At 44.8% G+C, this 24,036-nt stretch carries 16 protein-coding genes; 10 read left to right on the forward strand and 6 right to left on the reverse strand.

Annotation, left to right across the window (positions count from 1 at the left end; genetic code table 11):
- The first annotated feature begins 32 nt into the window (after nucleotides 1-32).
- On the forward strand, nucleotides 33-1,874 hold the full coding sequence (locus GSF04_RS18925) for a methyl-accepting chemotaxis protein (RefSeq protein WP_211858381.1): 1,842 nt from the start codon (nucleotides 33-35) through the stop codon (nucleotides 1,872-1,874).
- A 43-nt stretch (nucleotides 1,875-1,917) separates the two neighbouring features.
- On the opposite strand, the gene mrcB is transcribed toward GSF04_RS18925, so the two are convergent.
- The 4 genes from mrcB to GSF04_RS18945 form a co-directional block, all read right to left on the reverse strand.
- Nucleotides 1,918-4,239 (reverse strand): penicillin-binding protein 1B, encoded by a 2,322-nt coding sequence (gene mrcB / locus GSF04_RS18930; RefSeq protein ID WP_211858382.1) that lies wholly within the window; start codon nucleotides 4,237-4,239, stop codon nucleotides 1,918-1,920.
- A 161-nt stretch (nucleotides 4,240-4,400) separates the two neighbouring features.
- Nucleotides 4,401-5,630 (reverse strand): ammonium transporter, encoded by a 1,230-nt coding sequence (locus GSF04_RS18935; protein ID WP_045987693.1) that lies wholly within the window; start codon nucleotides 5,628-5,630, stop codon nucleotides 4,401-4,403.
- 13 nt (nucleotides 5,631-5,643) lie between these two features.
- Nucleotides 5,644-5,982: a P-II family nitrogen regulator gene (locus GSF04_RS18940; RefSeq protein WP_010372259.1), complete on the reverse strand. Its 339-nt coding sequence runs from the start codon at nucleotides 5,980-5,982 to the stop codon at nucleotides 5,644-5,646.
- Nucleotides 5,983-6,171: 189 nt separating this feature from the next.
- Nucleotides 6,172-7,401 carry a diguanylate cyclase gene (locus GSF04_RS18945; protein WP_010372263.1) on the reverse strand — a complete coding sequence of 410 codons (1,230 nt, stop codon included), beginning with the start codon at nucleotides 7,399-7,401 and terminating at the stop codon, nucleotides 6,172-6,174.
- Between the two features lie 275 nt (nucleotides 7,402-7,676).
- On the opposite strand from GSF04_RS18945, the gene GSF04_RS18950 reads away from it, so the two are divergent.
- The 5 genes from GSF04_RS18950 to serA all read left to right on the forward strand — a co-directional run bounded on the left by GSF04_RS18950 (nucleotide 7,677) and on the right by serA (nucleotide 12,486).
- Nucleotides 7,677-9,188, forward strand: a complete 1,512-nt coding sequence (locus GSF04_RS18950; RefSeq protein WP_211858385.1) for a carboxypeptidase — start codon at nucleotides 7,677-7,679, stop codon at nucleotides 9,186-9,188.
- A 139-nt stretch (nucleotides 9,189-9,327) separates the two neighbouring features.
- Nucleotides 9,328-9,861 carry a hypothetical protein gene (locus GSF04_RS18955; RefSeq protein WP_045987695.1) on the forward strand — a complete coding sequence of 178 codons (534 nt, stop codon included), beginning with the start codon at nucleotides 9,328-9,330 and terminating at the stop codon, nucleotides 9,859-9,861.
- On the forward strand, nucleotides 9,858-10,487 hold the full coding sequence (locus GSF04_RS18960) for a 5-formyltetrahydrofolate cyclo-ligase (protein WP_211858387.1): 630 nt from the start codon (nucleotides 9,858-9,860) through the stop codon (nucleotides 10,485-10,487). Before GSF04_RS18955 ends, GSF04_RS18960 begins: the two co-directional genes overlap by 4 nt.
- A 104-nt stretch (nucleotides 10,488-10,591) precedes the next feature.
- Nucleotides 10,592-11,245, forward strand: a complete 654-nt coding sequence (gene rpiA, locus GSF04_RS18965) for a ribose-5-phosphate isomerase RpiA (RefSeq protein WP_130163537.1) — start codon at nucleotides 10,592-10,594, stop codon at nucleotides 11,243-11,245.
- Nucleotides 11,246-11,256: 11 nt separating this feature from the next.
- Complete coding sequence (gene serA / locus GSF04_RS18970; RefSeq protein ID WP_130163536.1) at nucleotides 11,257-12,486, forward strand: phosphoglycerate dehydrogenase; 1,230 nt, start codon at nucleotides 11,257-11,259, stop codon at nucleotides 12,484-12,486.
- A 63-nt stretch (nucleotides 12,487-12,549) separates the two neighbouring features.
- Here the strand turns inward: serA and mdh are convergent, their stop codons facing one another.
- The gene (gene mdh / locus GSF04_RS18975) at nucleotides 12,550-13,482 is read right to left on the reverse strand and encodes a malate dehydrogenase (RefSeq protein WP_010372282.1); all 933 of its coding nucleotides are present in this window, start codon (nucleotides 13,480-13,482) and stop codon (nucleotides 12,550-12,552) included.
- A gap of 241 nt (nucleotides 13,483-13,723) precedes the next feature.
- Here mdh and argR point away from each other — a divergent pair, with 241 nt between their 5' ends.
- The 4 genes from argR to GSF04_RS18995 all read left to right on the forward strand — a co-directional run bounded on the left by argR (nucleotide 13,724) and on the right by GSF04_RS18995 (nucleotide 23,035).
- Nucleotides 13,724-14,191 (forward strand): transcriptional regulator ArgR, encoded by a 468-nt coding sequence (gene argR, locus GSF04_RS18980; RefSeq protein WP_211858389.1) that lies wholly within the window; start codon nucleotides 13,724-13,726, stop codon nucleotides 14,189-14,191.
- A 402-nt stretch (nucleotides 14,192-14,593) separates the two neighbouring features.
- A complete protein-coding gene (locus tag GSF04_RS18985; protein ID WP_039493778.1) occupies nucleotides 14,594-15,205 on the forward strand; it encodes an OB-fold-containig protein in 612 nt (203 codons plus the stop codon).
- Nucleotides 15,206-15,288: 83 nt separating this feature from the next.
- Nucleotides 15,289-17,466, forward strand: a complete 2,178-nt coding sequence (locus GSF04_RS18990) for an SPFH domain-containing protein (protein WP_211858391.1) — start codon at nucleotides 15,289-15,291, stop codon at nucleotides 17,464-17,466.
- 70 nt (nucleotides 17,467-17,536) lie between these two features.
- Nucleotides 17,537-23,035: a DNA repair ATPase gene (locus tag GSF04_RS18995; protein WP_211858393.1), complete on the forward strand. Its 5,499-nt coding sequence runs from the start codon at nucleotides 17,537-17,539 to the stop codon at nucleotides 23,033-23,035.
- Between the two features lie 75 nt (nucleotides 23,036-23,110).
- On the opposite strand, the gene GSF04_RS19000 is transcribed toward GSF04_RS18995, so the two are convergent.
- Nucleotides 23,111-24,025 (reverse strand): Dyp-type peroxidase, encoded by a 915-nt coding sequence (locus GSF04_RS19000; protein WP_069023031.1) that lies wholly within the window; start codon nucleotides 24,023-24,025, stop codon nucleotides 23,111-23,113.
- Nucleotides 24,026-24,036: the final 11 nt, after the last annotated feature.

The following is a 24,036-nucleotide window of genomic DNA, read 5'->3' on the forward strand; positions in this document are numbered from 1 at the left end:
TGCTAAGTTAAAACTATTATACAGAGGAAGTGATGGCTGGATTTAATACACTAATTAATCCTGCAACCCGTTTGATGGCGCGGTTGCGATACAAAACCAAAATGGCCGTTGTATTTGGTATTTTATTACTACCGCTAAGCCTCAGCTTGTTTTTTCTAAACAGTGTACTTAACCATTCTATTTCTGTCAGTGAGATGCAGAGGCAAGGGCTCACGCTTTACCCTAGTATGTTGGAAAACATTTTAGCGGGTAAAGCTTCCGATAATTCAATTTTATTGCAACGCGCTAAGTTACCTAAAGTGAGCGCCGCAGGCGCAAGCGCCCTTGAGCAGCTCTCTATTGCCTCTCAACTTGCCGTCGATGATGATCTTGGACGCAGTTACCTGAATCGCACGCTTGTTGAGTCTGCGCCAAGACTCATATCGCAAATCAATCAAATTGAGGCGCAGGCACGCGATATCATCAGTAGAGGCAGTTTTACTCCAGATAGTTTTATTGCACTGTCCAATTTAAACAAAGGATTACCTGGCGTCACGACACAATTTTCAGGCAAACTTAACATTGCTATCAATGATAACCAGCAACTCAAAAAGCAGCTTAGTCAGCCCTTAGCTGAGCTTGAGTCTAGCCTCTCTGATTACCAGCAAGCGGTGAAAACAGGCTTGTTAGACCCTGATGAACTAGCACTCTCACAAGCGCAATTTAACCGTTACTACCAAAGTGCAAGTGATGCTATCAAGCAGTTTGTTAATGTTGCAACACCCACGCTTGCCGCGCTTGTCGCTGAAAAACAAAACCAGCAACGGTGGATCAGAAACACCGTTGCCTTGGCTTCACTACTCGCACTGATCATCGCTATTTATCTTATGATTGGCTTTTACTCCTCGGTCATGGGCACCATCACAACTTTCTCACATGCCGCACAGAGCGCTTCTCGAGGGGATTTAAGTATCAAAGCGCAGACAACTGGCTCCGATGAGCTTAGCCAAATTATTGAACAATTTAATGCGGTACTACATGCCTTTATCTCTTTACTTGGTAACGTTCGATTAAGTAGTGACGAGCTACAGCAAGCAACAAGAACACTCAATAAGATAAGCCAAGATACTGAGAAGGACGTTGCCCAGCAGGAGAATAAAATCCAGTCTATCCACCATTCTCTCGAGAATATGGCACAATCCGCTCGCTCGGTTGAGGATGCCGCATTTAGCGCAACAGAGCTGGCCTCCGTAGCAGCCAAACAAGTAAAGCAAAGTAGCGTCAATACCACAGCCCTTGCAGAGCAAATGACCGAACTACAAGCTGAGTTTCAACAAAGTCGTGCTGCCTTAGATAAGCTCGCGGAAGACACGCAAAACATTAGTCAGGTGAGCTCCGCGATTAGAGAGATTGCCGAGCAAACCAATTTACTTGCGCTCAATGCCGCAATTGAGGCTGCTCGTGCTGGTGAACAAGGCCGAGGATTTGCGGTGGTAGCGGATGAGGTTAGAACGCTTGCGCAAAGAACGCAGCAACAAACGGAAGAAATACACAATATTATTCAATCTTTACAAGCTGCATCCAGAGACACGCAAGACAAAATGCGCAGCAGTGAAGACAATATGGCGCAAAGTGTTATCGCCGCGAATGATACTAATGAAGTCCTACAGCACGCAGAGCAAAGCATGCGAGACATAGACGAGCAAGGGAAATTGATCAGTCAGCTGGTACAGCAACAAACCCAAGCGACCGAACACGCATTGAATGAATCATCTGAGATCAGTAACTTAGCACAGCATACTCTGGGTTCCGCAAGAGCGACCCAAAGCGATGCACAAAAACTTGGCAAGCTCTCACAAACTTTAAATAAAGAAATCGATAAATTTAAAGCTTAGAGACTGTGCTAGGGTCAACAAACCCTAGTAGCCAAGACTTGGTTCAACATCCAGGTCTTGGTTCGAACATGCTCTCTCTAATAGGTAGCTGCAATACAGGACCACAACTCGGAGGCGACTGCTTACCCGTTTTCGGATTGATAAACGCCCAGCGAATGGACTTTGGACGCTCATCAACAATCGCTTGTGGATTTAGTGGTTTTAGGTAACGAATATAGAGCTCAAGCGCACCTTGGCTGCCCGTTAATCCCGTTGGCTTGTTATCATCGCGACCAATCCAAGCAACGGTGACCGTATTTTGGTCAAAACCTGCAAACCAGCTGTCTCTTAAATCATTACTCGTCCCCGTTTTCCCTGCAAGTTGAATTGAGGGGAAGTGAAGATTGAGACGCTTTGCTGTGCCTTTTTTGGTTACGCGTTTCATACCGTATTTCGTCATGTATACCGCGTCGCTGTCTAGCGTTTGGCTTTTTTGTACCGGATGTTCGTATACCAGCTTACCCAGTGAATCGGTGATAGCCATGACGCTGGTCAACTCGCTCTGCTTACCATCTGCAGCAAGCGTGGTGTACGCCTCTGCAATATCAAAACTAGATAGCTCTAACGCGCCCAATAATAAAGAAGGATAAAGTGGAATCGACTTAGAGACACCAAGGTCATTCAAAGTTTGTGCGACTCGATTAACCCCCACATCCAAACCAAGGTTTACTGCCGGAATATTGATGCTATTGCTGAACGCTTCAAACATTGGCACTTGGCCTCTGAATTTATGATCAAAGTTCTCTGGAGACCAGACCTTACCTGAACCGTCTGTCACTTCAAGGGGGCTGTCATCAAGCAGCATGCCCAAATGGTAGTTTGGATTCGACAAAGCACTCAAATAAATAGCGGGCTTGACCAGTGAACCTATATTACGCTCGGTGTCTAATACCCGATTAAAACCTGAAAACTTCAACTGACGACCAGCAACTAACGCCGATACACCCGCTTTTTCAACATTAACTGACAGCATGGCAGTTTCTAAATCTTCCGTTTTAAAGCGACGCTCTAAGTAAGGTAAGCCCTTTTTAACGGCATCTTCCATCGCCGTTTGCTTTTGTAAATCGAGATAGGTAAAAATCCGAATTCCAGAGTCGACAATGTCATCATCAGGCACCAGTTTCTTTAACTCGCGATTCACCAGCTCCAAATATCCAGGATAAGACTGCATACGGCTCGCTTTTAAAGGCTGTACATCAATCGGCCTTGCCAGCGCTGCGCGATATTCGGGCGTTGTGATAAGGCCATTTTCCACCATTAGCCTCAAGACTAAATCACGCCTTTCCATTACCCGCTCAGGATAGCGTCTTGGGTTATAAAAAGATGGCCCTTTAACCATCGCAACTAGCATAGCGACTTGGTCAAACTCAAGCTCGTCCACTGGCTTACCAAAATAAAAATCGGCCGCAAGCCCCATACCATGAACGCCTTGATTATAGGCTTGCCCCAAAAACACTTCGTTTAAATAGGCTTCGAGGATTTCATCTTTGCTGTAACGGAAATCTAAAATCAATGCGATGAACGCTTCATGCACCTTGCGGATTAAGGTGCGATCTCTGGTGAGATAAAAGTTCTTTGCGAGCTGTTGCGTAAGCGTACTGCCACCTTGCACAGTTCGCCCAGCTTTGATGTTGGCATACAGCGCACGTAAAATAGACAGCGCAGAAACACCATGATGTTGGTAAAAGTCTCTATCTTCTACCACCAGCAGCGTTTCTTTTAAAATATTAGGGAATTTATCGAACGGAACAAATTCTCTGTCTTGCCGCGATTCATTGCCGATCCGAGCAATTTGCACCGGTTCTAGGCGAGCCCCAGCTAAACGCCGACCTTGATTATCAACAATATTGGCAAGCTTCTTACCAGCAAAATTAAGCGTAAAAATACGCGCTGTTTCTGGGCCATCGTAGAATTCGAACGCGCGACGATGAATGGTGATTGTACGACCTTGAACGGTATACTGACCGGTACGGCTGATACGATTTACACGAGAATAGTTAAGCCGCTTCAGCTCCCACAGCACTTCATCCTCATTAAGGAACTGATCAGGAAAAAACTGCATCGATCTGGCATAAACTTGAACGGGAAGTTCCCACTTATTACCCTCAAACTGCCGGCTTATTTTAGCGTCTAAGTAGATGATATAGATTGCAACAAGGAATATCGCCGCAATAGTCCCCTTCCAAAAGAAAGACCACAACGTGCTCAGTACACGGCTTTTAATTCTTTGCATCTTAGAACCGTTTTGCTGGGTATTGTTTTTACGCGAAGTGTTCGCTTTGACGTTTGATTTGTTGGCAGGTGTTCTTTTCTTTTTATCCGTCATGACCCAAGTAAAACTAAAAAATGAATCGCAAGATGGTAGGGTAACCTAAATTAACAACTGCTGAAAGTAGAATAATATTTATAAAGAAAAGTGAGCCCTACTGGACCCACTTTGTTTAGACAACGAGAACTTTACAATATTGACCGAGAGCCAAATTGGTATTACTGTCCGCGAACTGTCACGAACTCAGGATAGGCATCTACGCCACAATCATGTTGATCCATACCGCTTAGCTCTTCTTCTTCGCCAACGCGGATCCCCATGCTCGCTTTCAATACACTCCAGACAATATAAGAAGCAATGAAAACAAAACCTAAAATAGTGATGAGTCCCACAGCCTGACCTTGGAAAGTAGCGTCTGAGTTTGAAAATGGCACCATCATCACACCCAGCGCACCGCATATACCGTGAACAGAGATAGCACCGACAGGATCATCAATTTTTGCCTTATCTAACGCAACGATACTAAACACCACCAATGCACCACCTATGGCACCGAGGATAAGCGCTAGTACAGGTGTTGGAGAGGCAGGCTCTGCGGTAATGGTCACCAGACCTGCTAGTGCACCATTAAGCACCATAGTTAAATCCGCCTTGCCCCACATTAATTTACACACCAACAGTGCAGCCACCGCACCTGCCGCCGCCGCCGCATTGGTATTTAACATGATTTGGCTGACCGCGATGGCATTTTCTTTGTCGGCAAGGAACAGCTGAGAGCCACCGTTAAAGCCAAACCACCCCATCCACAAAATAAAGGTGCCTAGTGTAGCCAGTGGCATGTTGGAACCAGGAATTGGGTAAATCTCACCATTTTTGCCATATTTTCCTTTGCGCGCACCAAGTAACAAAACACCCGCTAGTGCCGCAGCAGCACCGGCACCATGCACAATGGCAGAGCCGGCAAAGTCAACAAAGCCAAGCTCAGATAAGAAACCACCGCCCCACGTCCAATAGCCTTCTAATGGGTAGATAAAACCAGTTAACACCACACAAAATGCTAAAAACGCCCACAACTTCATACGCTCAGCAACAGCGCCCGAGACAATTGACATGGCCGTTGCAACAAATACCACTTGGAAGAAAAAGTCGGATTGCAGTGCATGGTCGGCATCCTTAGCAGCACTGCCAATGAGCGCACCAAGACTTGGTAAAACCCCACCTTCGGCATTATCGACATACATGATGTTGTAACCAATAAGCAAATACATAGTACAAGCAATAGCGTACAGTGCGACGTTCTTGGTAAGGATTTCAGTGGTATTTTTTGAGCGTACTAATCCCGCTTCAAGCATAGCGAATCCGGCTGCCATCCACATAACTAAGACGCCAGAGATCAAAAAGTAAAAGGTATTTAATGAAAATTTTAGTTCTATTATTGTATTTTCCATTGCTTGGCTCCCCTTAAATGGCTTCTTCATCAAGTTCGCCGGTACGGATCCGAACAACTTGGTCTAAGTCGTAAACAAAGATTTTTCCATCACCAATTTTTCCAGTGAACGCAGCCTTTGTAACCGTTTCCACAACACGCTCGGCGTTTTCGCTTAACGTCGCAATTTCTATTTTTATTTTTGGAATGAAATCGACTTGATATTCTGCACCGCGATACAGTTCGGTATGGCCGCGCTGACGCCCAAACCCTTTAACGTCAACAACCGTCATGCCTTCAATCCCCAGATCGGCTAACGCTTCACGTACCTCATCCAGTTTAAATGGTTTTATTATTGCACTTATCATTTTCATGCTGAGTCCCCTTAGGACAGTTGATCCTGTTGTATGTAGTAATCCAACCTTTATGCCAAATTTTTTATTCCTTAATTAACAATGAATTAAAGTGAGAAGTGGAATTTCACGCATAAAAAATGCACCATCTAGGTGCATTGATATTAAGTCTGAACTGAGTTGGTGCATAAGCACCCAAATAACGAAAAGCTAATGCGCGATAACGCAATTTCGTTGTTTGTCCTTCGCTTTGTAGAGCGCTTTATCCGCCTTGCGCATTACTTCGCTTAGACTCTTTGATTGGCAAGCCGCGAGGCCAATACTGATGGTGCAATAATGCTTACCCTCAGGAATTTTGAATGCTTGCTGCGCAAGGCGCTCTCTAAAGTCTTCTAGCATGTGCTTTGCCATCTTCATATCTGAGCTTGGAATAAGCAAAGCAAACTCTTCCCCACCAATACGTGCGACAATGTAGTGACCAAATGCACTACGCAGTAAATCAGCAACTTGTTTAAGTACATCATCACCGCTTTCATGACCATATTGATCATTAATAGATTTAAAATGATCGAGGTCTAACAATGCCAATATATGCTGACTCGGTTTGTTCTTGATTAAACGCTCTGCTTGCTGACAGAAATAACGGCGATTATAAAGTCCTGTTAAATAGTCTCGATGGGCATATTCTTTGATTTCTGCAATCAAATTGAGCTGCTCCATCGTCTGCATGATGCGGCAATGAAACTCTTCACTCATAAAAGGTTTTGCCAAAAAGTCATTGGCGCCGTATTTGATAAACTTTGCTGACAAACCATGACTTCCAGCGCCAGACAGACCAATAATCGCCAACTCATCTCGCCCACGACTATTACGAACGGATTTCACCAACTCAAAGCCATCCATCGTCGGCATCGCAAAGTCTGTCAGCAGCAATTTAATTTCATGGTCAGATAACAACATCTCCAATGCCTGTTCGCCATCTTGCGCCTCAAGCACTGTAAATAATTGCTTTTCAAGCATCTGCTTCATTACAGCTCGACTGATCACAGAATCATCGGCGATCAGCGCCTTGCAACCTTGGTTTCTCAACAGTCTAGATGCTAACTTGACCGCGTATAGGTATGAATCACGGTTGTCTTTAATCACATAATCCACCACGCCCATTTCAAGCATTTGCTGGCGGCTATATTCATCTATTTTTGAGGTCAGCACCACGGTAGGAATTTTGTGGCTGAGCGTGAGCTGCACGACCTCTGCGTCCATCGCATCGGGCAGCGTTAAATCTACCAGCGCCAATGTATATTGGTGCTGTGCTAAGAAGTCCTTACTTTCCTTGAGGGACCAAGCAAAATCGATTTCGACATCTAGATGCTGAGCAGCAAGGTGTCGCAATACCTGTTGTACGACTTTACTGTCTTCAACAATTAAAATTCTTTGCATGGATTGAGATCTCTTAAGTACAACGAGAAGCGCAGTGAAACAAGAATTTAACGGGGCTAAATACTTTATTACTACATAATAAAGTACTAAATATACGCGAATTTTGCACTAAAAAAAACCAAATCGGCTCAAATTCGTTACTTTTCGATAAACGAGGTTACAACAGCCTACTTTCAAACCTGCCGTTTTTTTTGTTGAGTTTGTCTCAATGGCTTTGAATTTCAGATGAAATACTTCTTTAATGCAGACATACCTACTGTAATACCGAGGAAGCAATGAAAAAACTACTACCACTATTGCTCGTGAGTTGTGCCCTACTCTCAGCGCCAAGCATAGCTGAAGAGCACAACCGCGCAATTGAGATAGATCATAAAATAACAACTGAGCATAGAGCCGAAATAAAAGGTGAACGTATTAACTACACCGCAACAACAGGCACACAGCCGGTGTGGAATGAAAACGGCGACGCAGTTGCAACGTTGCATTACACCTACTATAAGCGCACAAAAATCAAAGATATGAGCAAACGCCCGCTGTTGATCTCATTTAACGGTGGTCCGGGCTCTGCTTCCGTGTGGATGCATATTGCCTATACTGGCCCAAGAGTATTAAAAATTGATGACGAAGGGTATCCACTGCAACCTTACGGCTTGAAAGATAACCCATATTCAGTGCTAGATGTTGCCGATATTGTTTATGTAAACCCAGTCAACACAGGTTATTCTCGCGTACTCAAAAATGCTGAAGGTAAATATCCTAGTAAAGCCGAACAAACAAAGATGTTTTTTGGTGTCAACGCGGACGTGAAGTACTTAGCCGAATGGCTCAATACATTTATTCATCGCAATGAGCGTATGCTTTCCCCTAAGTACCTGATTGGTGAGAGCTACGGCACGACTCGAGTGTCAGGTCTTGCGCACGCGATGCAAAACAACCAGTGGCTTTACCTCAATGGCGTGGTGTTGGTATCTCCTACAGAAATCGGCATTAAACGAGAAGGTCCGGTTGAAGTGGCAAACCGTTTACCATATTACGCTGCTGCCGCTTGGTACCACAAGGCGCTGTCTTCTGAATTGCAAAATAAAGATTTACTCGAAGTACTTGCAGAGGTTGAACAATATACGGTTGATCAGTATCTTCCCGCACTCGCCAAAGGCGCATTTATCAGTGCCCAAGAAAAGCAAAGTGTGACACAGGCCGTTGCTAAATATAGTGGCTTAAGCGAGCGCTTTGTAGCTCAAAACAACCTAGATATTCCTACTGCGGCATTTTGGAAAGAACTGTTGCGTGAGCGTGGCTATACCCTAGGTCGTTTGGACTCACGCTACCTTGGTATTGATAAAAGAGACGCTGGTTCTCGCCCTGATTATTGGCCTGAGCTGACCTCTTGGTTGCACTCATTTACGCCAGCGATCAATCATTACTTCGCAACGGAGCTCAACTATAAAACCGATGTAAAATATAATATGTTTGGTTCAGTTTACCCTTGGGATAACAGCGATAATAATGTCGGTGAGCAATTACGATTAGCGATGGCACAAAACCCTTACCTAAACGTGATGATCCAGTCTGGCTACTACGATGGCGCAACGAATTACTTTGATGCCAAGTACAATATGTGGCAACTCGATCCGAGCGGAAAAATGCGTGATCGCTTAAGCTTTAAAGGCTACCGCTCCGGGCACATGATGTACCTGCGTCATGAAGATTTACAAAAATCGAACGAAGATCTCCGCGAGTTTATCTTAAAAACAACCCCCAAAGCGGATCAGTCAGCGCTTTACTAAATTCCCAACCCATTGTGGCCGCGCAAGCGGTCACTTATCTTAATACTCACCAGATTGTAAAAATTTCCTTTTATCCTTCTACAGTTACCTATAATCTAGATATACTCAATACTATCTCTCTACAACTTAGGCACGCACCATGAACGAGCAGTTTAAAGTCGTCTTCGTTGGCATGGCCGACGGTAAGGATCAACAAAGCGCCGCTATCGCAATGGCAGACAGGTTGAAAACCTCACCCTCAAAGATCCAGCAATTTTACGCTGGCAAAAACTTGTTTGCTCCTGCTGATAAAGCCAAAGCACTAAAACAGGTAAAATTACTTGCAAGTGCGGGGATCAATGCCAAGCTACAAAGCCAAACAGCCGCTACTCCAACTAACGCAGATCAAGAGCGCGTATTTGAAGCGCTGGATTACATCACAAGCAGTCTAATACGTATCGAAGAGCGATTAGAGGAGCTCGAGCAACGCGTAGCACCAACTCCCCATACTAAAATAGAAGATACAACAGACGAAGAATGGGAGACGAAGGAGCTATTTGATGAACTGGACTTTGAGCCTAGCCCTCCGGCTAAATCTAAGACTTGGCTATATTATCTGCTCGCTGTATTAATTATTTTATTTATTCTGCTTGGTGTAAGTTTGTTTTTCCCTGAGTGGCTCGCGTTAGAATGAGTAAAACTAATAACAACATAAATAAATCTCAAGTTACTCGTGCTAATTTGAGAAAAATGATTAGAAATGCAAGAAACTCGCTATCGGCAGAGCAACAGAAGACAGCCGCGGCACACCTCAACATTAATTTTTTTCAACAAATAAACCTCCCAGAAAATGCCAATGTAGGGGTCTATATTCAAAACGATGGCGAACTAGATACATCCCTTTTAATTCAATCGCTTTGGGACAAAAAACACCAGGTTTTCTTACCCGTAATTCACCCCTTCAACCCTGCAAATTTACTCTTCCAGAAGTATGAAAAAAACTCACCCATGAAGACAAATCGCTATGCTATCTTGGAACCTAAGTTAGATTGTTCAGCTGTGGCACCGCTTGCATCATTGGATTTACTGTTGATGCCTCTGGTTGCTTTTGATGAGCAAGGTAATCGCCTCGGTATGGGCGGTGGGTACTACGATAGAACATTAGCGTTACACTACGCTGAGCAGCGAGCTAAACCAGCACTTGTTGGCCTTGCTCATGATTGCCAGCAAGTTCCAAGCTTACCAACAGCAGCTTGGGATGTACCGCTCCCAACTATCCTCACTCCAACCCAACTATACACTTGGCCAAAAAATAATTGAGCAGGCAAACAGTTAAGCGCATTTTGAGGCGCTTTTGACCATGACGCTGACACTTTGATTGAGTTATACTCCATACAACTTCAATGACAACTAAGTGTAGCGTTATGACTCAAGATGAAATGAAAAAAGCCGCAGCATGGGCAGCTTTGAACTATGTAGAAGAAAACACCATTGTTGGGGTTGGTACAGGCTCGACGGTAAACCACTTTATTGATGCGCTTGGCAGTATCAAGGATCAAATCAAAGGGGCAGTATCAAGCTCTGAAGCTTCAACAGAGAAGCTAAAAGCACTTGGTATTGAAGTTTTCGAGTTAAACGATGTGTCAGAGCTTGCGGTATATGTTGATGGTGCAGATGAAATCAACAGCACCAACGAAATGATAAAAGGCGGTGGCGCAGCACTGACGCGCGAGAAAATCGTTGCAGCCGTTGCCAAGAAATTTGTTTGTATCGTTGATAATACAAAGCATGTTGAGACGCTAGGCGCATTTCCACTACCAGTTGAAGTGATCCCAATGGCGCGTAGTTACGTGGCAAGAGAGTTACTAAAATTAGGTGGCGATCCAGTTTACCGCCAAGGCGTTATCACTGATAACGGCAATGTCATTCTTGATGTGCATGGCCTAGAAATTAGCGCAGCAAAAGCGCTTGAAGAAAAAATTAACCAGATTGTTGGCGTCGTGACTAATGGCTTATTTGCCATGCGTGGCGCTGACGTTGTAATAACAGGCACTCCAGAAGGGCCTAAAATCAACTAGTGAGATTACAGATGAGCAAGGTTTCGTTATCAAAGGATAAAATTCGAATTTTGTTGTTAGAAGGCGTGCATCAAAGCGCCGTTGAGACGCTAAAGCGCAACGGTTATAGCAACATAGACTACGTTAAAACATCCTTACCGGAGCCTGAGCTGATCGAGCGGATCAAAGACGCTCACTTTGTCGGGATCCGCTCGCGTACCCACCTTACGGAAGCAGTATTAGACCAAGCTGAAAAGCTGGTCGCTGTTGGCTGTTTCTGCATCGGCACCAACCAAGTGGATTTGGATGCCGCTAAAAAACGTGGTATCGCCGTATTCAACGCGCCATTTTCTAACACTCGCTCTGTGGCTGAACTTGTACTGGGTGAAATTCTCTTGTTACTGCGCCGTGTTCCTGAGCGCAACGCAAAGGCGCATCGCGGTGAGTGGGATAAATCTGCCGACGGTTCATACGAAGCTCGTGGTAAAACGCTAGGTATTATTGGTTATGGTCACATTGGCACCCAGCTTGGCATTATGGCTGAGAATATCGGGATGAACGTCGAGTTTTATGACATCGAAGATAAGCTCACGCTCGGCAACGCAACGCAGTTACACACGCTTACGCAATTGTTACAAAGAGCGGACGTGGTCAGTTTGCATGTACCGGAGACATCGCAGACCAAAAACCTTATCGGCATGGCTGAAATTGAAGTGATGAAGCAAGGCGCAATCCTAATTAACGCATCACGTGGAACGGTTGTTGATATCGACGCTTTAGCTGAAGCATTGGCGGCCAAGAAGCTTTCCGGCGCTGCTATTGATGTATTCCCCGTTGAGCCAAAATCTAATCATGAAGAATTCGTCTCACCACTACGCGAGTTTGACAATGTGCTGCTAACACCACACGTCGGTGGTTCTACCCAAGAAGCACAAGAAAATATCGGTGTGGAAGTCGCGGGTAAGTTGGCGAAATATTCAGATAACGGTTCAACAGTCACGGCTGTGAACTTCCCTGAGGTTTCTCTACCTGAATTATCAAACCGAAGTCGTTTATTACACGTACACGTAAACCGCCCAGGCGTACTAACGCAAATCAACCAAGCGTTCGCTCAGCACGGTATCAATATTGCGGCGCAATACCTACAAACGGATGAATCTATTGGTTACGTGGTTATCGACGTCGATAGCGACCACTCTGAAGTGGCGTTGAAAGAGTTAAGTGCAGTTGAAGGAACTATTAGAGCACGTATTCTTCACTAAGAATAATCACACATAAAAAAACCAGTCACTGTGAAGCGACTGGTTTTTTTGTATCAATCTGGCTTACGCCATGAAATCAACACCTTCTTTGATGTCTTTTTCAAGTGTCGCTAGCATGTCGTCTTTTGCTTTTTGCTCAAACGCGCTTAGCTCACCGTAAGGAAGTAACTTCTCTACACCGTTTTTACCAAGGATAACTGGCTGTGCAAAGAATGTTGCATCGCCTGTGTTACCTTCAACGTATGCGTACTCAAGTACTTCTTCACCTTGTAGACCTTTCACTAGCGAGAAGCAGAAACGTGCTGCTGCTGCACCCATTGAAAGTGTAGCTGAACCGCCACCCGCTTTAGCTTCAACCACTTCAGTACCCGCGTTTTGGATACGAGTCGTTAGTGCAGCAACTTCTTCGTCAGTGAACTCAACACCTTCAACTTGAGAAAGTAGAGGTAGAATTGTAGTACCTGAGTGACCACCAATTACTGGGATCTTAACTTCAGCAACGTCTAGGCCCTTAAGCTCTGCGATGAAGGTCTCAGCGCGGATAACGTCAAGCGTTGTTACACCGAATACGCGAGCTGGATCATAAGTACCTGCTTTTTTGAACACTTCAGCAACGATTGGTACCGTGCCATTTACTGGGTTTGTGATGATACCAACAAGTGCTTTAGGGCAGCTTCTAACGATACCTTCAGCAAGTGTCTTGATGATACCTGCGTTAACGTTGAATAGGTCAGCACGGTCCATACCAGGCTTACGAGGCATACCAGCTGGGATAAGCACTACGTCAGCACCTGCAAGAGCTGGGTCTAGGTCGTCTTTACCATAACCCGCTACTTTTACCGCAGTTGGGATGTGAGATAAGTCAACTGCAACACCAGGTACAACAGGTGCAACGTCATAAAGCGCTAACTCAGAGCCAGCTGGAAGACCATTTTTAAGCAATAAAGATAGAGCTTGACCGATACCGCCAGCGGCACCTAATACAGCAACTTTCATTTGAATTCTCCATAATTTGAAGGTGGAATTGAGTGTGCAGTAAAGATAATGAAAAGCGCTGTTAAACACAAATTAATCACGGTTATTTTCGAGATTTTTTGACTAATGTCTTAAATAAAAGTGTAAAGATCGCGACACTTTGTACACTTATGCTTTACGACTGCCATTTTGGTCGCGCAAATTTGGGAATCTCGGCGGTTTTGTGTAGAATTTAAAGATTAGCCGTAAAAGAAGACAGACTATGCAGCCGCAAGAAAAACAAGAAGCACTGATCAAAACATTTAAAGCCATTTTAAAAGAAGAAAACTTTGGCTCTCAAGGTGAAATTGTTGATGCTCTAAAACAACAAGGGTTTGACAACGTCAGTCAGAGCAAAGTGTCGCGCATGCTGAGCAAGTTTGGTGCTGTGCGTACACGTAATGCTAAGCAAGAAATGGTTTACTGCTTACCCGCTGAAATGAGCGTGCCAACAGCAAAAAGCCCTTTGCGTCAGTTAGTCGTTGATATTATGCACAACGAAATGATGATTATTATTCGAACCAGTCCCGGTGCTGCACAGTTAATTGCGAGGCTACTTGACTCATTAGGTACCGCAGATGGCGTATTAGGTACCATCGCTGGCGATGACACGATTTTTATTGCCCCTGCCAAAGTATCTGAAATCGACGTTACTTTAGATAAAGTAAAAACCCTGTTCGATAACGTTTAGTCTATTATTTTTATCGGTGCTAACTCACAGGTTAGCACATACTCTGATACTCTAGCTTCTACGAACACGCTTCCCCACTATCACGATAAACAGAATAAATTGCTTATCTTTACAGCAAAAAACGTTTGACATAATATGTCTAATTGTGGCAACTTTAGAAACGCATGTGAGGTTTTCTCACTACGCATGGATGGTTTTTAAGCTGATTGATTAGCTTCTCGGATTTGTTTCCTACAGTGTCTCCGTCTTACCGGACACGAACGCTATTCGCTTCACTCAATCATCTCACATTCTATGATGCGGAACTCACCGCTTGATAAACACAAAGACACCTTGCGGCGCTGAGTGGACAATTCACTGACTTAACCGCTTAAAAGGAAATACAAGGAACTAGGATCAGCAATGGAATTTTTAAATACTGCATTTACGTTTCCCACTGTTATTTTTTCAACACTATTACTCATAGTGCTGTTGTTCTGGTTAATTGCTTTACTCGGTTTTGCTGATATCGATATCTTAGAAGGCGATGTTGATATTGAAGCCGAAGGCGCAAGCTCTGGTTCTTTTTGGGAAGTCGCTTTTGGCGGCGTCCCTGTGAGTATTTCATTGAGTTTAATCATCGCGCTGGGCTGGATTATCAGTATTTATGTGCAACAGTTTTTTGCTTACCTACTAGGCAATGGCATTTTTTACTACCTGATGGGCACGGTATTTATGCTTGCCAGCCTCATTGCAGCATTACCACTCACAGCCGTCATTGTAAGGCCATTACGACGCTTTTTCGAAAGCCAAGAAACCACTTCTAAGCAAGCGCTGGTTGGGCTCGAATGCGTTATTGCAACATCAAGGGTTAGCAACACGTTCGGTCAAGCCAGAGTATTTATTCAAGGAACGGAGCAACTTATCGAAGTGCGCTCGGATGAAGATAACACTTTCACACTAGGAGACAGTGCTTTACTTATCGAACATGACACCCTTACACATAGCTACACGATTGTGGCTAAACCTTGGTAATAGTACGAAAAATAACGGAATTTAGGAACGAGTTGGCATAGCTAATACCAACTCAAACAACATAGCGCAACGCAGGAAAAAACATGGAATTTCTAAACAACCTCGGACCGGTGCTCGCAATCGTGGGCATATCCATCGTCATTATTTTTGCCATTCTACTTCTGATTGGAAAGTTCTACCGCAAGGTTGAACAAGGTCAGGCATTGATCATCAACAAGATGAAAAACGAGCCGGATGTCACGACAACGGGCGGCATTGTGCTACCTGTGATCCATAAAATGGAAGTCATGGATATTTCAACTAACCGCATGGTATTGGAGCGTCGTGAAAATAGCGGCCTTATCTGTAAAGACAATATCCGTGCTGACATCGCCATCACTTTTTACATTCGCGTAAACGAAAACAAAGAAGATATCCTACGCGTTGCGAAACAAGTTGGCTGTGCTCGCGCATCGGCACCAGAAACCTTGCAAGCATTATTTGAGGCAAAATTCTCCGAAGCCTTGAAAACCGTTGGTAAGCGCATGAATTTTGAGGAACTATTTACACATCGTAATGAGTTCCGAGATTCTATTAAAGAAGTGATTGGACAAGATTTATCTGGCTATACGTTAGAGGATGTGGCAATTGATTATCTTGAACAAACCTCTATCGACAAGTTAGATCCAAATAACATTCTTGACGCTGAAGGTATTCGCCGTATTACCGAAAAAACCTCACGCCAAAACGTGGAAACTAACCAGCTTAAATGTGATGAAAAAGCGCAAATCGACAACCAAAACCAAGCAGCCTTTGAAAAAGCCGCAGAAGTCGAGCGTCAACGAGAAGATGCCAGCGCGAGACAACGCCGTGAAATCGAATCAGTGCGCGCCCGCGAAGCCGCAGAAGCTGAACGTGTTAAGCATGAAGAGCGCTTAAAAGCCGAAGAAGCACGCCTCAAAGCAGACGAAGCAATTGCAATTGCAGAACACAACAAACAACGCGAAATCGATGTTGCAGAGCAAAATCGTCTTCGCTTACTCGGTATAGAAGAAGAAAAAGTCACGCGTTCTCGCCAGATTGAAATTATCGAACGTGAGCGTGAAACCGAAATTTTACGTATCCAAAAAGCCAAAGCACTGGAAGTCGAGCAAAAAGAAATCGCCGATGTTCAGCGTGAACGGGTTGCCGTTGAGAAAACCGTTGCCGAGGAACAAGAGCGCATCAAAGACGTGCAATGTATTGCTGAAGCCGAGCGTGAAAAACAAGCAAAAATTATTCTTGCTCAAGCTGAGGCCGAAGAAGCGTTGGTTAAAGATATTGAAGCGGCTAAAGCTAAAGAGCAAGCTGCCGAATTTAAAGCCCGTGAAATGGAAAAAATGGCCGCAGCAGAATTACGTATTGCGAACCAAACCGCAGAGTCGAAGAAAATTCTTGCCGAGGCAGCCCAAGTTGAAGCAGCAGCGCCTGGTCTTGCAGAAGCCGATATCATCAAAGCAAAAGCAGCAGCTAGTGCGATACAGGGTGAAACAGACGCTAAAGTGCTACAGCAAAAACTAGAAGCGGAAGCACAAGGTAAACGTGATATTGGCCGCGCCGAAGCCGAAGTACAAGCAGCAATGGCAGAGGCAACCAAGAAGCAAAGTGAAGCCGAAGCGCAAGGCAAACGTGAAATTGGTTTGGCAGAAGCTGAGGTTCAATCAGCAATGGCTGAGGCAATTGAAAAACAAGGTGAAGCAGAAGCTATCAACCTTGAACGTAAGATGTCAGCAGAAGCCAAAGGTCTTACAGAGAAGCTGGAAGCACTGAATAAGATGGATAAAGACGCCCGTGAATACGAAGGCTTCACGCTACAGTTAAACCAACAGAAAGAGCTGACGCTTGCGAGTATCGAAGCGAACAAGCAGGTTTCTGCAAGTCAGGCTGAAGTATTAGGTAAAGCACTGAGCGGTGCTGATATCAACTTTATGGGTGGCGATGGCCAGTTCTTTAATCAGTTTATGAATGCCATCACAGTGGGCAAGTCAATTGACGGCTTAGTCGGCGAAAGTAAGACGGTACAAACCGTATTTAAAGATCACCTAAACGGTGAGCGTAATTTGATGGACGACCTAAAAGGGGTATTGGCTGGTGCTAATGCGTCGTCGGAAACGCTAAAAAACATCAACATGAGTAAGTTCTTCCAACAGCTAAGCAATAGCTCAGATGCGGACAAACAGCAGCTACTCAAGTTACTTGGCGGCTCGTTAAATGGCACTAAACAAAGCGAACCACTAGAGTAATTAACCCTGAGGAGTCAATCTGCTTGGCTCCTCTCCCCCATTTGCGACAGCGCACATAGGAAAGCATAGAATGACGGAAGCAACACAACAAGCGCCAGAGCGAACGCTCGAACAAGACTCTTATCAACTGATTAAACGCCGGCTTAGTAACTTTGGCAGTGAACTGAAAAGTCAGATAGATAAACTCAACCAACAGCGTGTTGACACTTTTGGCAGCACCGAGCTTAAAGTGAAAGGTCGAGCAAGAGTTCGTACTGAGCATAACTGCGTACCGCGCGACATTGTGCTGATCGGCGACAAGCTTATCTTTGCTTATAATGTCTTTATGGGGCTTAAACAAAATACCCAAGTCAGTGATGTATTCACCGTACAAAAGCTACACTTGCAAGAAGACCATTACGAAATAGAGCCTTACCCGCAAGAAACCAAATTCCTCACTGACCAACGTTTCTTACGGGACTTTGACGAACTATACACGTATTACAAAGACACCCGTCTACAACACCTATTTGTTAAATCAAACAAGCTTTTTGCACTATTTCAGATTGGCGAAAAGCTCTCTGATGTCCGTGTGTTTCGCTGGCAAATCGCCAAAGACGAAACCTTAGATTATATTGATAATCGAGGTGAGCGTGACCTAGGCGAAGTGGAAAACTTTGACTTTGAATGGCAAAAAACCGATCGCGCCGATCACGTCGAAGGCCGTCACCCACACATTAATGTAAACGACAAAGTGTTTATTGAAGTGTCGGGTGGCAAACTCACCGTAAAAATAGAAAACAATACCCAAAGCGGTGAAGGTATTTATCAAGAAGCCGTTGATGACGCCAGTCAATCACTCGCAGATTGCGATTTACGTTTTGCCGAAGTTGGCGAAATGGTGTTGTTAAAGTTACTTCCCTACCGTGAAAAACAGTGGCGTTATTTTATTTATAATTGCCGCACCCAGCAGGTATTGCGCCAAGATGCTTTGGGCGGTGCCTGTGTTCAATTACCTGAGAACCAAGGAATTATTTTTCCTGGTGGCTATTATTTACAATCTGGGCAAACACGCTATTTTGACGACCAACTGGACGATTTAATTTTCCATCGCCAGATCAAATCACCCAATGGTGAAGATGTACTGTATATCTTCTACGAACCAAACGAAGGTCGTTACGCACTTTTCTCTTACAATATTATTGAGAAAAACCTGCAAAACCCTATTTATTGTCATGGCTATGGTATTTACGATGATGGCTTAACGCTAACCTTTAAAGCAGAGCCTGAGCCTGAGCGCGTGCACCCTATTCAGATCTGGCAAAGCCCATTTTGTGGCAGCGAGTTTGCCGCACAAGCCCCTCGCGCAACAGGCTTATTTGGCCGGATCGGCAACCCGGATTTAGTACGCGCTATTTCTGATTTATACAGTGTGTTCAAGGCCATTAACGAACAAAGCCCCACGGTCTTTCATTATGAAGATTTAATTGCCCTCACCCGCAGTATTTTAGACCGCTATCATTGGCTTGCTGAAGCGGACTTTGCGGATGTCACAGCAAAACTACATGAAATTTTTGAAACCTCGGAGCAGGTACTAGACGAATTTGAAAAGGTAAGCCAAATTGAGGCCGACGCTCGGCGCGCAGAAACCGAAATAGAGCAAGCCATGCAAGATGTGCTTCGCGAGGTGAGACCAGATAGCTTTAAAACAGCGGAGCAGTTTGTCCAGAGCTTAGAATCTCTCAAACGCTTAAAAGGCAAAGTGATAAGCCTTGAAGAAGTGAAGTATATCAATCTTGACGCGCTATCTTCTATGCAGCAGCAGATTGATGAGCAAACCTTGAGTTTAAGCCATAAAACCGCGGAGTTTTTGCAGCAAGATAGTGCTTTGGCGCCCTACTACGAGCAGCTAGACTCCTTAGAGCAAGCCAGAGCACAAACAGAGAGTGTCACCGAGCTTAACCGCTTTTTGGCGACCTTGGAAACCTTGAGCGCTGAACTTGATCTGCTCAACCATACCATGCTGGATCTCGACATTGACGATAGCCGCATTCGCACTAAAATTTTGGAAGATGTCAGCGCCATTTATGGTCAAGTAAACCGCGCCAAAGCAGCGTTAGAAATTCAGAAAAAGAGCGTGGGCAGTGTTGAAGCAAAAGCCGAATTCGCGGCTCGTTTTAAGCTTTTCAGCCAAAGTATTACCAGCGGTCTAAGCGCTGCCAAAACCCCAGAGCAATGTGACGACCAGCTCTCTCGCTTACTTATCCAATTAGAAGAGCTCGAGTCTCAATTTAGTCAGTATGATGAGTTTTTAACGGAGATCTTGGCTAAACGTGATGACGTTTATGAAAGCTTTGAGGCGCACAAACAGCAGCTCATTGACGAAAGACAGCGCCGCGCGCTGAGCCTAGCAAACGCAGCCGAGCGTATTTTACAGGGGGTAACACGACGCTCGCAAAGTTTTAAAACCTTAGATGACATCAATAGCTATTTTGCCTCCGACCCTATGATTGGCAAGCTTCGCGATTTAACGCAAGAGCTAAAAAGCCTAAGCGATGAAGTGAAGGCGGATGATATTCAAGCCAAACTCAAGGCCTGCAAAGATCAAGCGATCCGCGCTTTGCGAGATAAGCAAGATATTTACATTGATGGTGGCAATACCGTTAAAGTCGGCAAACATGCGTTTAGTTTCAATAAACAAATCCTTGATTTGACTTTGCTACCTCGTGGTGAACAGCTGATGTTACACCTCACTGGCACTGAGTATTTTGATACCATCCCTGACGCCAAGGTCAATCAACAACTCAATGACGCAAGCACGTACTGGCAGCAAAACCTGATCTCAGAAAATCGTCACTTATATCGAGGCGAATACCTTGCAGCTCAAGTATTAGCAGCTGCAGAGCAAGACGGCAACGACTTTAGCCAAGCAGATCTAGAACTTGCCGTTGATGAGGGAAGTTTACTGCCTATCGTACAAAAATTTGCAGAACCCAGATATCAAGAAGGCTATGAAAAAGGCATTCATGATCAAGATGCCAGCCTGATCTTAGCAAATTTACTAAAACAAAAACGACAGCTTGAGTTACTCGTCTACCCTGCCAGCTGTCGAATTGCGGCACAGCTATTTTATACTCAACAAAGCAAGGCTGAGCTAGCTGAATTGGCGTTTCAGGCCACACAAGCAGAGCTGATGGCAACGAAGTTAGATGACCATAGTTTTAGCCAACAGCTAAGCAAAGAATTAAGTGAAAAAATCGCAGCATTTTGCCAACAAAATTTATCGAACTATTTAACCGAGCTACACCGCTTTTCAGGCGAGTTAAGCGCAACTTACTTAATTAAAGCCCTTGCCAAGCAAGTTAAGCCGAGACAATTTGACTTGGCTTCACCTGCAAAACACACCAGCGAGCAGTTTATCTCCATGGCAAAGGCCAAAGGCGTTTGGCAACAGCTTGAAGACTCATTAGCACATTTGACTAAACTTGCGGACAAATGCCGCCTGTTAAGCAGCTGGCTGCGCGCCTATGGCAGTAAGCAAAATGAAAGTGCTGAGACCTTGCTTGAGGCCGCTAACTGCATTTTGCTTTCCACCCAGTTAGATATCACCTACCAAGTCAAAGAAGCCGAAATAAAAACCGAAATTTCAGGTTTAATGGGCCAACACCCACGTATCGAGAACCAAGTGCTACACCTAGATTACGCAGACTTTTTTGCCCGTAGTAACGAGTATCTCACGGTTCATGTTCCGGCCTACAAACAGTATCAACAGTTAAAAGCACAAGTGCTTGAGGCACAAAAGCAGCGCTTGCAATTGGATGAATTTAAACCCAGACCGCTAAGCTCATTTGTACGTAACCAGCTGATTGACAAAGTCTACTTCCCTATTATTGGCGATAACTTAGCAAAACAAATAGGGGCTGCAGGAAACAATAAACGCACCGACTTAATGGGCATGTTGCTGCTTATCTCCCCACCGGGCTATGGTAAAACCACGTTAATCGAGTATGTGGCTAACCGCTTAGGGCTCACCTTTGTTAAGGTCAACTGTCCATCCATTGGTCACGACCAAGTCTCTTTGGATCCAGCTCAAGCTATCAACGCAACCGCCGCAAAAGAAATTGAGAAGATTAACCAAAGCTTTGAGATGGGCAATAATGTGATGCTGTACCTTGACGATATTCAGCATACCAACCCCGAGTTTTTACAAAAGTTCATCTCTTTATGTGACGGTTCAAGACGCATAGACGGGGTGTGGAATGGCCGTAGTAAAACCTATGATCTGAGAGGCAAAAAATTTGCCGTTGTGATGGCAGGAAACCCCTACACCGAATCCGGTGAATCTTTTAAGATCCCAGATATGCTTGCCAACCGTGCGGATATTTACAACCTCGGTGACACCCTCAGTGGCTGCGAGCAAGAATTTGCCATGAGCTTTATTGAAAATACGCTTACTTCCAATGCAGTGCTTGCGCCACTTGCCAATCGTGGTATGGAAGACTTATACAAGCTAGTACGCATTGCCGACGGAGAAGGCATCTCCATCAATGAATTGGAATTTAATTACTCTCAAGCGCAAGTGAATGAAATTGTCAGCGTACTGAAAAAGCTGCTCACCATTCGCAACACCGTGCTCAAAGTAAATGCCCAATATATAGCCTCAGCAGCGCAAGATGATAACTATCGAACCGAGCCGCCGTTTAAGCTACAAGGCAGTTACCGTAACATGAATAAGATGGCTGAAAAGGTGGTTGCTGCCATGAATGACAGTGAACTTGAAAATCTAATTCAAGATCACTATCGCGGTGAAGCACAAACACTTAGCAAAGGCAGCGAAGAAAACTTACTGAAACTGGCTGAATTACGCGATACCTTAACGGCTGAAGAAGCTACGCGCTGGCATGAAATCAAGGCCGAATATGCCCGCCTGCACCGCAATAGCGACGAAGGAAGCCCTGCGCAGCTGGCAGTTGAACAACTAAGCTTTGTCAATAAATCCCTTTCGCAAATCGCCGCTAAACTCGATAAAGAGCAGCTTAGCTTTGATTACAGTGCGCTGCTGCAACAATTGGCTCAAGTGCTTAACGAGCAAGAGTTTGCCACGCAGTTAACTGAGCTACGTGAGGCCTTAACGCAGCAACCTTACGCTACACCGCTAAAGCAATTGATAGCTTCACAGCAACAAGTCGCAGAGGAAATTACTGGACTGCAAAACGCCATCAAACACGCGGCGAACAATGAGCAGCTACTCACTAACCTTGGCAAACTTAATGACTTGCTCAGCACCCAAGCGCAAATACAACAAGCATTAGGTCAACAAGGTCAGCAGCAAAATACGCTATTTGAAAACCTGTCTGAGCGCTTAGAAGCGGTGGCACAACCGCATATTCAAGTCGACAATCACATTGATGATAGCAGTGCAAAAGCGCTTGAAGCCGTCACCACTTTGCTGACCAATACCCTAGCAAACTCAAGTGCTGAACAAGTCCAGCAGCAACAGCTAAAAGACATTTTACACAAGCTAGAGGATATTCAATCAAGACCTGTAGTTAGTAACGGATCACCTGCGAAAAACCCGTATATGTTGTAACGGCAAAAAAACGCTTGCGAAACAAATCAAAGCCCATGCATGGATGGGCTTTGGAGATGTAAAGTGGCAGATAACTTATTCTGGCATTTTTGCCATCACCGCCAAAAACTCTAGTGAGGGTGCAAAAAACGCAGAACCCATATCGGCACTGGAATAATCCAATATGGGATCGTATTCATCCCCTTCACCCAATCGGCTTCTAAGTACCTGCTCAAAAGCATCGCCCTTGGCACTGCAACTTAGCGACAAGCTTCCTTGTTCAAATACATCACCAAATGGCATGCTTTGGTTAAGCAGTAGCGCATTACCATTTAGGTCTTTCAATTCGGTTAATGCCGCATGATTACAGGGGTCGCAATCTTCAATTAGGTCATTGTCTAGACGTGTACGCCCCATCAATTGCTCTTGCTCAGCGAGCGGCAACGCCTGCCAGCGCAGTAAATCAAACTTCACCCGCTGTACGTGAATATAACTACCAAGGTGGTCGGCTGCATTCGGGTTGTGCACAAGTGCAACTTCCCGTTTGTTGCGCCCTCTAGGGGTGTCTGCGCCATAAATAAAGCCATTAAAATCACGACCATCTAAGAAACGAAATGCGCGTACATGTGCCACCATTTCGACTAGGCCATTTAGCATGTGTAGCACACTTTGAGCAAAGATATGATTAACGTCTTCTCGGTCGGAGCGGATCACGTAAAGCAAGTCAAAAGGCTGAGTATGCACGGTGTGCTCAGCCTCAACAATATGTGGAAAGCTTTTCAGCTCTTTAGGAATAAACTCAGGATAAATGTGCGGCCAGTATTGCGCACCAACCGCGACAAAGCTCGACAGCATAGACTCAGAGAATCTGTCTTCTAACTCCTCTTGCAAGCGTCCACAATTGGCGAGCGCCGCTCTTAGCGCCTCGTCTTGCCCTTCAAGCACATTGAAGAACAAGTGTAAGCCGTGCAAATTGGCTTCAGCACACACACCTGATTGGGCAAGCGCCATGCTCTACTCCC

The sequence above is a fragment of the Pseudoalteromonas sp. A22 genome (genome assembly GCF_018141345.1).
GTDB classification, from domain to species: domain Bacteria; phylum Pseudomonadota; class Gammaproteobacteria; order Enterobacterales; family Alteromonadaceae; genus Pseudoalteromonas; species Pseudoalteromonas maricaloris.

Bases quoted from the DNA above. Each gene is read 5' to 3' on its own strand.
- GSF04_RS18990 (WP_211858391.1), top strand. From the start codon at position 15,289: ATGGAATTTCTAAACAACCTCGGACCGGTGCTCGCAATCGTGGGCATA.
- mrcB (WP_211858382.1), bottom strand. From the start codon at position 4,239: ATGACGGATAAAAAGAAAAGAACACCTGCCAACAAATCAAACGTCAAA.
- serA (WP_130163536.1), top strand. From the start codon at position 11,257: ATGAGCAAGGTTTCGTTATCAAAGGATAAAATTCGAATTTTGTTGTTA.
- GSF04_RS19000 (WP_069023031.1), bottom strand. From the start codon at position 24,025: ATGGCGCTTGCCCAATCAGGTGTGTGTGCTGAAGCCAATTTGCACGGC.
- GSF04_RS18960 (WP_211858387.1), top strand. From the start codon at position 9,858: ATGAGTAAAACTAATAACAACATAAATAAATCTCAAGTTACTCGTGCT.
- GSF04_RS18925 (WP_211858381.1), top strand. From the start codon at position 33: ATGGCTGGATTTAATACACTAATTAATCCTGCAACCCGTTTGATGGCG.
- GSF04_RS18950 (WP_211858385.1), top strand. From the start codon at position 7,677: ATGAAAAAACTACTACCACTATTGCTCGTGAGTTGTGCCCTACTCTCA.
- mdh (WP_010372282.1), bottom strand. From the start codon at position 13,482: ATGAAAGTTGCTGTATTAGGTGCCGCTGGCGGTATCGGTCAAGCTCTA.
- GSF04_RS18995 (WP_211858393.1), top strand. From the start codon at position 17,537: ATGACGGAAGCAACACAACAAGCGCCAGAGCGAACGCTCGAACAAGAC.
- rpiA (WP_130163537.1), top strand. From the start codon at position 10,592: ATGACTCAAGATGAAATGAAAAAAGCCGCAGCATGGGCAGCTTTGAAC.
- GSF04_RS18935 (WP_045987693.1), bottom strand. From the start codon at position 5,630: ATGGAAAATACAATAATAGAACTAAAATTTTCATTAAATACCTTTTAC.
- GSF04_RS18985 (WP_039493778.1), top strand. From the start codon at position 14,594: ATGGAATTTTTAAATACTGCATTTACGTTTCCCACTGTTATTTTTTCA.
- GSF04_RS18955 (WP_045987695.1), top strand. From the start codon at position 9,328: ATGAACGAGCAGTTTAAAGTCGTCTTCGTTGGCATGGCCGACGGTAAG.
- GSF04_RS18945 (WP_010372263.1), bottom strand. From the start codon at position 7,401: ATGCAAAGAATTTTAATTGTTGAAGACAGTAAAGTCGTACAACAGGTA.
- argR (WP_211858389.1), top strand. From the start codon at position 13,724: ATGCAGCCGCAAGAAAAACAAGAAGCACTGATCAAAACATTTAAAGCC.
- GSF04_RS18940 (WP_010372259.1), bottom strand. From the start codon at position 5,982: ATGAAAATGATAAGTGCAATAATAAAACCATTTAAACTGGATGAGGTA.